General features: G+C 34.8%; 11 protein-coding genes. 9 read left to right on the forward strand and 2 right to left on the reverse strand.

Annotated features, from left to right (window positions below; genetic code table 11):
* The first annotated feature begins 20 nt into the window (after positions 1 to 20).
* Genes ACFPTQ_RS07810 through ACFPTQ_RS07825 form a run of 4 tightly spaced genes read left to right on the forward strand, consistent with a single transcriptional unit; the run spans position 21 to position 4,180 of the window.
* Positions 21 to 758 (forward strand): (Fe-S)-binding protein, encoded by a 738-nt coding sequence (locus ACFPTQ_RS07810; RefSeq protein WP_379775986.1) that lies wholly within the window; start codon positions 21 to 23, stop codon positions 756 to 758.
* 30 nt (positions 759 to 788) lie between these two features.
* The gene (locus ACFPTQ_RS07815) at positions 789 to 2,159 is read left to right on the forward strand and encodes a glycoside hydrolase family 28 protein (RefSeq protein WP_379775989.1); all 1,371 of its coding nucleotides are present in this window, start codon (positions 789 to 791) and stop codon (positions 2,157 to 2,159) included.
* Positions 2,160 to 2,198: 39 nt separating this feature from the next.
* Positions 2,199 to 3,593, forward strand: a complete 1,395-nt coding sequence (locus ACFPTQ_RS07820) for a lactate utilization protein B (RefSeq protein WP_379775992.1) — start codon at positions 2,199 to 2,201, stop codon at positions 3,591 to 3,593.
* Positions 3,593 to 4,180, forward strand: a complete 588-nt coding sequence (locus tag ACFPTQ_RS07825) for a LutC/YkgG family protein (protein WP_379775995.1) — start codon at positions 3,593 to 3,595, stop codon at positions 4,178 to 4,180. The genes ACFPTQ_RS07820 and ACFPTQ_RS07825 overlap by 1 nt, the downstream gene beginning before the upstream one ends.
* Before the next feature lie 155 nt (positions 4,181 to 4,335).
* Here the strand turns inward: ACFPTQ_RS07825 and msrB are convergent, their stop codons facing one another.
* Together msrB and ACFPTQ_RS07835 are read right to left on the reverse strand one after the other, a co-directional pair.
* Positions 4,336 to 4,782: a peptide-methionine (R)-S-oxide reductase MsrB gene (gene msrB, locus ACFPTQ_RS07830; protein WP_379775998.1), complete on the reverse strand. Its 447-nt coding sequence runs from the start codon at positions 4,780 to 4,782 to the stop codon at positions 4,336 to 4,338.
* 7 nt (positions 4,783 to 4,789) lie between these two features.
* Positions 4,790 to 5,227, reverse strand: a complete 438-nt coding sequence (locus ACFPTQ_RS07835; RefSeq protein WP_379776001.1) for an META domain-containing protein — start codon at positions 5,225 to 5,227, stop codon at positions 4,790 to 4,792.
* Positions 5,228 to 5,410: 183 nt separating this feature from the next.
* Between ACFPTQ_RS07835 and ACFPTQ_RS07840 the strand changes: the two genes are divergently transcribed.
* From ACFPTQ_RS07840 to ACFPTQ_RS07860, 5 genes are all read left to right on the forward strand, one after another.
* Complete coding sequence (locus ACFPTQ_RS07840) at positions 5,411 to 5,887, forward strand: OsmC family protein (RefSeq protein WP_379776003.1); 477 nt, start codon at positions 5,411 to 5,413, stop codon at positions 5,885 to 5,887.
* Positions 5,888 to 5,988: 101 nt separating this feature from the next.
* Positions 5,989 to 8,280, forward strand: coding sequence for a type IA DNA topoisomerase (locus ACFPTQ_RS07845; RefSeq protein WP_379776006.1), 2,292 nt, complete (start codon positions 5,989 to 5,991; stop codon positions 8,278 to 8,280).
* Between the two features lie 261 nt (positions 8,281 to 8,541).
* The gene (locus tag ACFPTQ_RS07850; protein WP_379776009.1) at positions 8,542 to 10,023 is read left to right on the forward strand and encodes a xylulokinase; all 1,482 of its coding nucleotides are present in this window, start codon (positions 8,542 to 8,544) and stop codon (positions 10,021 to 10,023) included.
* A 12-nt stretch (positions 10,024 to 10,035) separates the two neighbouring features.
* Positions 10,036 to 11,361, forward strand: coding sequence for a xylose isomerase (gene xylA / locus ACFPTQ_RS07855; RefSeq protein ID WP_379776012.1), 1,326 nt, complete (start codon positions 10,036 to 10,038; stop codon positions 11,359 to 11,361).
* Between the two features lie 309 nt (positions 11,362 to 11,670).
* Entirely contained in the window at positions 11,671 to 13,089 is a 1,419-nt protein-coding gene (locus ACFPTQ_RS07860) for a Gfo/Idh/MocA family oxidoreductase (RefSeq protein WP_379776013.1), read from the forward strand.
* The last annotated feature ends 101 nt before the right edge of the window (positions 13,090 to 13,190 follow it).

Below are 13,190 nucleotides of genomic sequence, written 5' to 3' on the forward strand. Positions count from 1 at the left end.
GAAAAACAAAAAAAAAGTATATGAAAGTTGGACTTTTTATACCCTGCTATGTGGATCAATTTTATCCACAAGTGGGTATTGCAAGCTTAGAATTATTAGAAAAACTGGGATGTGAAGTGCATTTTCCAATGAATCAAACCTGTTGTGGACAACCAATGGCTAATAGTGGTTATGCTCATTTAACCGAAGGTTGTGATACTAATTTTGTGGCTAATTTTTCTGAATTTGATTATATCGTTTGTCCTTCTGGAAGTTGTACTTTACACGTGAAGGATCACCTTCATTCGAAAGAGAATGAAGCTGCTGCTACACATATTAGAAATAATGTGTATGAACTTACAGAATTTCTAACGGATGTTTTAAAAGTAGAATCTATCGAAGGGAATTTCCCTTTCAAAGTAGGAATGCATCAAAGTTGTCACGGACAGCGCGGATTGAAGCTTTCGCAAATGAGTGAGTTAAATGCAGCTCCTTTCTCTAAACCGGAACAATTGTTGACAAAAATAGAAGGTTTAGAATTAGTTTCTTTAAGTAGAAAAGATGAATGTTGTGGTTTTGGAGGTACTTTTTGTGTAACTGAAGAAGCCATTTCTGTAAAAATGGGGCAAGACCGCATCAAAGACCACGAAAAACACCAAGTAGAGTATATTACTGGTGGTGATATGTCTTGCTTGATGCACTTGGAAGGAATTTTGCGACGTCAAAATAGTCCAATTAAGACGATTCATATTGCCGAAATATTAAATTCTTCACTTTAAAACTGGGATTTGATTTTTAAAAATAGTGAAATGAAAAAAATAACCCTTTGTTTTGTAATTCTTTTATCAGTTGTTTTTCTATCCTTCAAGAAAGAAAAGACTACGGTTACTGTAAAAAAAATTACCGTAGAAGCACCTTTTAGAATGCCTGCCATCAACGTACCGGATTTTAGCAAATGCCCTAAATTTTCTATTGTAGATTTTGGAGCTATCAAAGGTGATAAAGACAAAACTTCTAAAGCCATAAGCGATGCTATTGCCAAAGCGAATGCAGCTGGTGGAGGAATCGTTGTTATTCCTGAAGGCGAATGGTTGACAGCCAAAATTCATTTTAAAAGCAACGTCAATTTGCATTTAGACAAAGGTGCATTATTACTTTTTTCAGAAAATCCTAAAGATTATCTTCCTGCTGTTCGAAGTACTTGGGAAGGCTATGAATGTTATAATTATTCGCCATTGATTTATGCGTACCAATGCAAAAATATAGCCATTACTGGAGAAGGCGAATTGAAAGCCAAAATGGATGTTTGGAAAATATGGTTCAAACGCCCAAAACCACACATGGAAAGTCTAAAAAGATTGTACTATCTAGCTTCCTACAACAAACCAATGGAAGAACGACAAATGGTTAATGATACAGCCAATTTTCGTCCGCAATTTATCCAATTTAATCGTTGCCAAAATATTTTGATGGATGGTGTTACGATAACCAATAGTCCTTTTTGGACGATTCATCCTTTTTTGTCTAAAGATGTGGTACTTCGCAATTTAAAAGTATATGCTCACGGTCACAACAACGATGGTGTGGATCCAGAAATGAGTCAAAATGTGTTAATCGAAAATTGTGTTTTCGACCAAGGTGACGATGCTATTGCGATTAAATCAGGAAGTAATCAAGACGCTTGGCGATTGAATACCCCTTCCAAAAATATTGTGATGCGCAATTGTACTGTCAAAAATGGACATCAATTAGTAGCCATTGGTAGTGAATTATCAGGTGGAATCGAAAATGTATTTATTGATAAATGTACCGTTATTGATGGGGCAAAACTCAATCACCTTCTTTTTATCAAAACCAATGAACGCAGAGGAGGTTATGTCAAAAATATCTACATGAGCAATATTACTTCTGGTAAAATTGACCAAGGAATATTGGGCATAGAAACCGATGTTTTGTACCAATGGAAAGATTTAGTTCCAACAATCGAACGCCGATTAACTCCTATTAAAAACGTATATTTGGATAATGTAAAAGCAACTAATGTGAAGTTTGTTTCCAGAATATTAGGGCAAAAAGAACTTCCTATAGAAAATATTTTTCTAAAAAAGGTAAGTGCAGATGCGGTTCAAGGAGAGCATTCTATTCATGAAAATGTGTTGAATTTTGTAAATAAAAATTGATTCTAAACGGACTAATGGTCTATAGAAAACTACTATAAGATGTCTTCAGAAAAAATAATACAACATAGCGAAGCCGCTACACGTTTTAACAAAGATGTAGAACGTGTCAACTGGCATGATGAAACGCTTTGGTTTGTTCGTTCCAAAAGAGATAAATCAGCTCACGCCATCCCAGAATGGGAAACACTTCGTGAGACTGCTTCGAATATTAAAAATAATGTGCTTTCTAATATGCATCATTATTTACATGAATTTGAGGCCAAAGCCAAAGAAAACGGAATCATTGTGCACTGGGCTGCCGATGCAACCGAACACAATAAAATAGTACATTCGATCATTGCTAAGCACGGAGTTACCCAAATGGTAAAATCCAAATCTATGCTTACCGAAGAATGTCATTTGAATGAATATTTAGCCGACAACGGTATTGAAGTAATTGATTCCGATTTAGGAGAATTTATTGTTCAATTACGACAAGAGCCTCCAAGTCATATTGTATTGCCTGCCATTCACTTGAAAAAAGAAGATGTTAGTAATACGTTTAATGAGCATCTGGGGACTGAAAAAGGGAATAATGATCCACAATATTTGACTGAAGCAGCTCGTAAAGAACTAAGAGATACTTTTTTAACTCGAAAAATAGCACTTACAGGAGTGAATTTTGCAGTTGCCGAAACAGGAGAGTTTGTGGTTTGTACCAATGAAGGAAATGCCGACATGGGTGCGCATCTTGCTGATGTTCACATTGCTTGTATGGGATTTGAAAAATTAGTTCCAGAGCGTAAACACTTAGGGGTTTTTCTGAGACTTTTAGCGCGTAGCGCAACAGGACAACCGATTACTACTTTTTCGAGTCATTTTAAAAAGCCTAGAAAAGGGCAGGAAATGCACATTGTAATTGTTGATAATGGCAGAAGTACGCAATTAGGCCGTGAGGAATTTAGAAATTCTTTAAAATGTATTCGTTGTGGCGCTTGTATGAATACTTGTCCGGTGTACAGACGAAGTGGAGGACATAGTTACCACAATGCCGTTGCTGGTCCTATTGGTTCTATTTTGGCGCCAAATTTAGACATGAAAAAGAATGCCGATTTGCCATTTGCCAGTACATTATGTGGGTCTTGTACCAATGTGTGTCCTGTAAAAATTGACATTCATGACCAATTGTACAAATGGCGTCAGGTTTTGGTAAAAGAAGGTTATACACCCTCTTCTAAAACGATGGCGATGAAAGGAATGTCGGCTGTTTTAGCCAATCCAACGGTATTTAAAATTGCTGGTAAGGCAGGAAGATTTGTAGTGAAGAATATGCCTTTTATGGTAAATAATAGCATGAATGCCTGGTACAAACAAAGAGAAATGCCTGCAGCACCAGAAGAATCATTTAGAGAATGGTATGCCAGAAAAGCAAAAGAATCTAAAGACAAGAAATAATGAGCAGTAGAGATAGTATTTTAAATAAGATAAAAAACAATCAGCCTTCATCAGCGAATGAATTGCCTAGTATTAGTTTTTTAGGATTGGACAAAATTGATGTTATTGAAACGTATAAAACGGTTTTAACTGGAATTGGAGGTTTTGTTGAGGAAGTAGGTAGTTTAGACGAAATTAAAGCTTACATAGCAACCCATTATCCAACTGACAAAAGAAAAATTACTACACTCCCAGAATTTGCTGATATTGCCGAAACCAATTGGACAAACGATGATCCGCATAGTTTACAAAATGTAGAATTAGCTATTGTGAAAGCACATTTTGGAGTGGCTGAAAATTCAGCGCTTTGGGTAACAGATGCTATTTTGGGTCAAAGAGTTTCTCCCTTTATTCCGCAATATTTGGCCATTATCGTAAATAAGAAAGATATCGTTCCCTTTATGCAGCAAGCCTATGAGCGTATAGGTGATTTAGATTATGGTTTTGGGACTTTCATTGCAGGGCCTTCTAAAACAGCAGATATAGAGCAATCATTAGTTCTTGGAGCTCACGGAGCCAGAGGATTGGTTGTTTTCCTAATGAACTAATATTTTTAGTTATATACCATTAAGGAATTAAGGAAAATTAAGTTTTGACTATTAATAACAAACCCGACAGCGTTGAAAAAAGCTGTCGGGTTTTGTTATTTAAAATAACACATTAAATTCTTAATTTATCTTAATTCCTTAATGGTTTAAATCATTTAATCTTTAATTTTTTCAATTGAAACCGCATTGATACAATAGCGCAAACCACCCGGAGGAGGTCCGTCAGGAAAAACATGTCCTAAATGCGCATCGCAAACATTACACACGCATTCGATACGAATCATGCCATAACTTACATCCTTGTGATAAGCTACGTTTTCAATCGCTATGGGTTGTGTAAAGGATGGCCAGCCTGTTCCGCTTTGGAATTTAGTAGTTGAATCAAAAAGAGGGGTTTTGCAACATTTGCAGGCATATTTTCCCGCTTCAAAAAGATTACACATTTCTGAACTATGGGCTCTTTCTGTTCCTTTTTGACGGCATACGTAAAATTCTTCTGCTGTTAATTGAGCTTCCCATTCAGCATCCGTTTTTTCTACTCTTTCGGGAGGTTTAGGATTGCCATGAGTGGCAAATTTTATAAGGTCGTTCCAGTTTAACATAATTCATTTATTTAAGGTATACAGCTACAAATTTTGCCAAAGGAGCCATTCGAGCTTTATTCAATTGTAAGGTATCATTTTTAACGGAATAATTATCAGTCGTTTTTAAAATATTTAAAAAAGCTTCTTCAACAGTAGGTTTGACACAGGCCATTTTGGTAGAAATCATTTGTGAAAAAGAAATCCTATTTGTTTTAGTGTCTAATACATAAGTGCCTGAAAAAGAATTACAACTACTGTTTCCTATAATCCTATTGTCATTGGATTTTAAAATAAAATGAGGTTCTTTTACAAAATTTTCAGCGGTTATTTTCTCACCATTAATTTCAATTAGTTTCCAATATTTTTCGGTAACCGTCAAATTTTGATTGTTTGGATTATTTATTTTAGCTGTATTACAAGCAAATAAAAAGGGAGCTAGGGAGAACAATATTATTTTTTTCATCTTTTACAATTTGAGGCTGAATGATTCTAATTCGGTTTTGTGATATAAATTATCATTCGGTTTTGTGACAAAGGTAAAGAAGCCGTTTCTTAAACGATGTTTACAAAATCCTAAATTTTAAGTTTTCAAATAGAAAAGAGGATAAGCCTTATTTGGTTATATTTGAATTTTCAACCTAATTCTATGGCATTTAAACATTTATTTAAGGCGAAATTAAATTGGAGTTCTACAACTGAAAAAACAGCAATTAGTAGAAGATACAGTAAAACACACCAAATAGCTATTGAAGGGAAACCTGTTTTAGATGTTTCAGCTGCTAAAGCATTTAAAGGCAATCCTTCATTGTATAATCCAGAAGATTTATTGCTGAGTGCCGTAGTTTCCTGTCACATGATGTCTTATTTGTATGTTTGTTCCCAGAATGGAATTGATGTGATTTCCTATGAGGATAATGCCGAAGCCGATTTAGAAGTAGCACATGATGGTTCCGGACGAATTGTTGAAATTCGTTTGCATCCAAAAGTGTTGATACTACAAAAAGATAAAACAGCACTAGCCTTGCAGTTACACACTAAAGCGGCTGAACTTTGTTTTATTGCGAATTCCTGTAATTTTCCCATTTTGCATTTTCCCAGTTGTGATGTTCTTGATTTGCTTTAAAGTAACATAGCGAATTGTATTTCGTTCATAATTCTTGAGGAATTCGTTTTAGAGTCCATTACAAAATGCCTAATTTGCAGCCTTAAATTAGAAGGAGAAAAATGAAGGTCTGTATTGCCGAAAAGCCAAGTGTAGCAAGAGAAATAGCCGCTGTTTTAGGGGCAAATACTAAGCGTGATGGCTATTTTGAAGGCAACGGTTATATTGTAACCTATACTTTCGGACATTTATGTACCTTGAAAGAACCCAACGATTACAGACCGTATTGGAAAAGTTGGGATTTGAATAATCTTCCGATGCTTCCTGAAAAATTCGAAACTAAGGTTGTTCAAAATTCAGGGATTCAAAAGCAGTTTAATATTGTAAAAAGTTTATTTGATAAAGCCGAATTGGTAATCAACTGCGGGGATGCTGGGCAAGAGGGAGAACTTATTCAGCGGTGGGTCATAAATGAAGCCAATTATAAAGGTGAAGTAAAGCGTTTGTGGATTTCTTCGTTAACAACAGAAGCAATCAAGGAAGGTTTTGAAAATTTAAAGCCTGCATCCAATTACGATAATTTATATTATGCTGGTTTTTCGAGAGCTATTGGTGACTGGCTTTTAGGAATGAATGCCACTCGATTGTATACGGTAAAACATGGCGGTTACAAGCAGGTATTGTCAATCGGGAGGGTGCAAACACCAACTTTGGCGATGGTTGTAGAGCGTTTCAAAGACATTCAGAATTTTGTTCCTCAGCCTTATTGGGAGTTGCAAACGCTTTATAGAGAGACGCCTTTTAGTTACGAAGAAGGACGTTTTGTTAATAAAGAAGAAGGAGAAGAATTAGCCAATAAAGTCAAGGAAAGTGATTTTGAAATCATTTCGATTGAAAAAAAGAAAGGAAATGAATTTGCTCCTAAATTATTTGATTTGACAGGTTTACAGGTCTATTGCAATACGAAATTTGGATTTTCGGCAGAGGAAACCCTTAAAATTGCCCAGACTTTATATGAGCAAAAAGTAATTACTTATCCCAGAGTAGATACCACTTTTTTACCCAGTGATATTTACCCAAAAGTTCCTGGTATTCTTCAAAAATTGAATAATTATTCGGCGTTGATAGCCCCTGTTTTGGCAAAGAAAATTAAAAAATCGGCCAAGGTTTTTAATGACAAAAAAGTCACCGATCACCATGCGATTATTCCAACAGGTATCGAAATCAATTTGCCTTATAATCAACAACAAGTTTATGATATTATTGTAAAACGTTTTATTGCTGTTTTTTATGATGATTGTTTGGTAGCCAATACGACTGTGCTTGGTAAAGCCGCCGATGTTGTTTTTAAAACTACCGGGAAAGTAATTCTGGAAAAAGGATGGCGAGTAGTTTTTGAAGATCCAAACGCTAAAGAAAAAGAACCAGATTTGTTGCCTGATTTTGTAAAAGGCGAAAAAGGACCGCACCAACCATCATTCTTAGAAAAAGAGACAAAAGCTCCTAATCAGTTTACAGAAGCTACTTTATTACGTGCTATGGAAACAGCTGGTAAGCAGGTGGATGATGAAGATTTACGCGAGTTAATGAAAGAAAATGGTATTGGACGTCCATCAACCAGAGCGAATATTATTGAAACACTTTTTAAACGCCAATATATTGTTCGAAATAAAAAGCAGGTATTGCCCTCACCAACAGGAATTCAGCTTATTGATATCATCCAAAATGATTTATTAAAATCGGCTGAATTAACTGGAGTTTGGGAAAAACAATTAAAGGATATTGAAAAAGGTACTTTTACCGCTTCAGCTTTTATCAATAATATGAAAAGTATGGTAGATGCTTTGGTCTATGAAGTACGAAAGGAAACTACTCATGCTAATATTTCACATACAGCAAGTATTCAAAAGCAGGAGGTGGCAGTCGAGAAAAAGCAGTCAGCGGGAATTGCTGCTGAGGTTTGTCCTAAATGTAAAAAGACCACTTTGATAAAAGGAAAATCAGCTTTTGGTTGTAGAAACCACAAGTCGGGTTGTGATTTTGTATTGCCTTTTGTTTTTGCAGAGAAAAAAATATCCGAAAATCAATATTTACGATTACTTCAAAAAGGTTCTACGGTAAATTTAAAAGATTTTAAAACAGAAACAGGAAATATCGAAGGTTTGCTCCGTTTTGATGATGATTTTAAACTCGTATTGGAGGCGAAGAAGACAATAAAGCAATCAACCCCAGATACGTTAAGTTGTCCAAAATGCCAACAAGGAACGGTAATAAAAGGGAATACGGCCTATGGTTGTAGTGATTATAAAACGGGCTGTAATTTTAAAGTGACTTTTGAAGTAGTTAGAGAAAAATTAAAAGATCAAAAACCAACAAAAGAATTGGTTTATGCTATTTTGAAAGAAGGTTTTTAATTTTTTTTTGAATTACATCAGCAAGATTATTTAAGTTAGTAATTGAATAGAAGCTCGTAAGCATTTTACTTACGGGCTTTTTTTATGGTTTCAAGAGTGGTTGATTCGTTAATTATCTTTTTTGTTAATGAAAAAATGGATTAAGATGTTTTATATTCTAAAAAAAATAATTACGTTTGCATACCGGAACAGAACAGTATGGTGTTTTGTTTTGAAAAAAAGCAATTATCCAAGCCAAAATAACCTTAAGAGAATTATAAAATGTATTACATCGGATACGATATAGGAAGTTCCTCTGTGAAAGTTGCCATTGTTGAATCGGCAACAGGAAAAAAAATAATCAGTCTTCATGAACCTACTAATGAAATGGAGATAACTGCCTATCAAAAAGATTGGGCGGAGCAAGATCCAGAAATGTGGTGGGAATACTGCTGTGTTGCTACAAAAAGAGCTATTAAAGAAGCAAATATTGATGCTTCGAAAATTACAGGAGTTGGTATTTCGTATCAAATGCATGGTTTAGTAGTTGTAGATAAGGATGGTAAATCGTTACGAAATTCAATTATATGGTGTGATAGTAGAGCGGTACAAATAGGTGATAAAGCTTTTGAAGATTTAGGAGAGGTAAAATGTGCTACTCATATTTTAAATTCTCCAGGGAATTTTACAGCTTCTAAATTGGCTTGGGTTAAACAAAATGAACCAGAGCTTTATGCTAAAATTGATAAGTATATGTTACCAGGGGATTACATTGCTTATAAATTGACGGGCCAAATTAATACCACTAAGAACGGTTTATCTGAAGGTATGCTTTGGGATTATAAAGAAAACAAAGTGGCGAATTGGTTGTTAGATTATTACGGAATTGATACTACATTGACACCTTCTATTGTTGAAAATTTTAGTAATCAATCTTTTTTAAATGAGCAAGGTGCTGCAGCGTCTGGACTTCCAGTAGGAATTCCTGTTGTGTATCGCGCAGGAGATCAGCCTAATAATGCTTTGTCATTAAATATTTTGAAACCGGGTGAAGTAGCGGCTACAGGTGGTACTTCGGGAGTGATTTATGCTGTGACCGATAATTTAAAATCAAAAGAAACTTCCAGAATCAACAGTTTTGTTCATGTAAATTACACCAATGATCAACCAACTGTAGGGAAATTATTGTGTATCAATGGAGCAGGGATACAATACCGCTGGTTGCGTAACCTTTGTGGAAATGATTCTTATGAAAATATGAATCTTAAAGCAGAGGATATTCCAGTAGGTTCTGATGGTGTTGTTGTAATTCCTTTTGGGAACGGTGCGGAGCGTATGTTTAACAACAATAACATTGGCAGTCATTTTTTGAATGTTAATTTAAACAAACATGGTCATGGACATTTGTATCGTGCAACATTAGAAGGTATTGCTTTTGCCTTTGTATACGGAATGGAAATCATGAAGGATGATAATACCAAAATTGATGTTATTCGAGCTGGAAATGATAATTTATTCCGTTCTGAGATTTTCTCGAATACTGTAGCAACACTTATTGGTCACGAAATCGAAATTTACAATACTACAGGAGCAGTAGGTGCAGCGAGAGCCGTAGGCTTGATTGATGGTGATTACAAAAGTTTTGGAGACAATATTATCAAAAACGATCATGTAATGACCTATATGCCTTTGCAAAATAAAACACCTTATTTGCAGGCATACCAAAATTGGAAAAAAGAATTAGAACTCATTATCAACAAATAAAAACAAAATAAAATGGCTTTAATAGGTAATAAAGAATACTTTAAAGGTATTGGCGAAATTAAATTTGAAGGAAAAGAATCAGATAATCCTTTAGCATTTAAATATTATAATCCAGAGCAAGTAGTAGCTGGAAGAACCATGAGAGAATGGTTTAAGTTTTCTATTGCTTACTGGCATACATTCTGCGGTCAAGGTTCAGATCCATTCGGACCTGGAACACAAAATTTTGCTTGGGATTTAGCTAATGACCCAATTCAAGCAGCTAAAGACAAGGCAGATGCAGCTTTCGAATTTATCACTAAAATGGGATTTGATTACTATTGTTTCCATGATTATGATTTAGTGCAAGAAGGAGCTACGTTTGCAGAATCAGAAAAAAGATTAGCAACAATCACTGAATATTTAAAAGAAAAGCAAGCTGCTTCAGGTGCAAAATTGCTTTGGGGAACGGCAAACTGTTTTTCTAATCCACGTTACATGAATGGAGCGGCTACGAATCCTGATTTCAATGTAGTGGCTAGAGCAGGAGGTCAAGTAAAATTAGCCTTGGATGCAACTATTGCTTTAGGTGGAGAAAACTATGTATTCTGGGGAGGTCGTGAAGGTTATATGTCTTTATTAAATACTGACATGGGACGTGAATTAGACCACATGGGACAATTTTTAGTAAAAGCTAGAGATTATGCTCGTGCACAAGGTTTTAAAGGAAACTTCTTTATTGAGCCAAAACCAATGGAACCTATGAAGCACCAATACGATTTTGATTCGGCTACAGCTATTGGGTTTTTAAATAAATATGGTTTACAAGATGATTTCAAAATCAATATTGAAGTAAACCACGCTACATTGGCACAACATACTTTCCAACATGAGATTGAAGTTGCCGCTAATGCTGGAATGCTTGGAAGCTTAGATGCTAACCGTGGTGATTACCAAAACGGATGGGATACAGACCAATTCCCTAATAATATCCAAGAAATCACTGAAGCGATGTTAGTTTTCTTGAAAGCTGGAGGATTACAAGGAGGAGGAGTTAATTTTGATGCAAAAATCAGAAGAAACTCAACCGATATGGAGGATGTATTCTTAGCACACATTGGAGGAGCTGATACATTTGCAAGAGCTTTACTAACAGCTGATAAAATAATCACTTCTAGTCCTTATGACAAATTAAGAACACAAAGATATAGCTCTTTCGATTCTGGAAAAGGGAAAGAATTTGAAGAAGGTAAATTAGGATTAGAGGATTTATACAAAATTGCTCAAGAAAACGGTGAATTGCAATTGCAAAGTGGAAAACAAGAGCTTTTTGAAAATATCATCAACCAATATATATAATCTTTATAGTTTGTAAACGAACAAAAGCTTAGAGTTTGAAATGCTATCAATATGAATTAATACATAGTTGGTAGCATTTTTTGTTGCATATTAATAGTAGAAATTAAATTCCCTAATTGAAAAAAAACATGAATTTTTTGATAAATAATATAGTTTAAAATAGGTGAATTCATTAATTCATTTATTTTTGCTAAAACGTTTTACTTTTGTAAAAGTTTTTTAAGTTAAATAGTTGGAAAAACATAAAAAAGCTAAGTATTTTTTCTATATTGATGTAGGTATTTTTTTAACACAATAATTTGTATTAGTATGTTCAATGAGGATTATTCAAGAAGAAAATTTTTAAGAAATACATTGTTAGCCTCAGTAGCAATGGCAACACCTGAGGCAATATTTGCAAGTGCAAAAATTTTTGGCAGTGCTGATAAAGTTAATTTAGCTTGCATCGGTATTGGAAATCGTGGAGCACAAATCATTAAAGAATTATACAGTACTGGTCTTGCAAATATTGTTGCGCTCTGTGATGTAGATATGGAAGCGCCTCATACAGTTGAGATTTTACAAATGTTTCCTAAAGTTCCAAGATATAAGGATTTTAGAGAATTATTCGATAAAATGGGAAACCAGTTTGAAGCGGTTTGTATTGGTACACCTGATTTTTCACATTTTCCTATCACGATGATGGCTATAAGCTTAGGAAAGCACGTATATGTTGAAAAACCTATGGCACGTACTTTTCATGAAGTCGAATTAATGATGAAGGCTGCGGCTAAAAACTCTAAAGTAGTTACACAAATGGGGAATCAGGGGCATTCAGAGCAAAATTATTTTCAATTTAAAGCTTGGAAGGAAGCGGGAATAATAAAAGATGTTACCGCAATTACTGCACATATGAATTCGCCAAGAAGATGGCATACTTGGAATCCTAATATAAAATCGTTTCCACCAAAAGAACAAATTCCTTCAACTTTAGATTGGGATCTTTGGCAGATGCAAACACATGGACATAATTTCAATAAAGATTTTGTTAATGGTCAATGGAGATGCTGGTTTGATTTTGGAATGGGAGCATTAGGAGATTGGGGAGCACATATTCTGGATACAGCTCATCAGTTTTTAGATTTAGGGCTTCCATATGAAGTTGATCCTTTGAAATTAGATGGACATAATGATTTCTTTTATCCAATGTCTACCACACTTTCATTCAAGTTTCCTAAACGGGCTGATATGCCTCCGGTAGAAGTAAAATGGTATGACGGTGTAGATAATTTTCCTCCAATACCTGAAGGTTACGGTGTACAAGGACTTGATCCAAGTATTCCACCACCTAGTACAGGAGCAATAGAACCCGCTAAACTTAATCCTGGAAAAATTATTTATAGTAAAGATCTCATCTTTAAAGGAGGATCACATGGTAGTACATTGTCTATTATACCAGAAGAAAAAGCTAAACAAATGGCTAATAAGTTGCCAGAAGTGCCATTAAGTTCATCAAACCACTTTGCTAATTTTCTTAAGGCATGTAAAGGAGAGGAGCAAAGCCGTTCTCCATTTGCAATTGCTGGACCATTAAGTCAAGTTTTTTGTTTAGGTGTTGTGGCTCAATGGACTGGTGAAAAGATTGCCTTTGACAGAAAAAGAAAAATAATAACAAATAGTAAGAAAGCAAATCAATTGTTAATGGGACCTCCACCTAGAAAAGGTTGGGAAGAATATTATAATGTATAATTTAACAATAGAGTAAGTGTTTTTATAGCTTATGTTTAAAATAGTTTTCTTAAACTAATATTTTCTGTTCCTAGTATTTAGTAATAATAAATAATAGCGGT

Source organism: Flavobacterium sp. GCM10022190, assembly GCF_042656445.1.
In the GTDB taxonomy this organism is placed as follows: Bacteria; Bacteroidota; Bacteroidia; order Flavobacteriales; family Flavobacteriaceae; genus Flavobacterium; species Flavobacterium nitratireducens.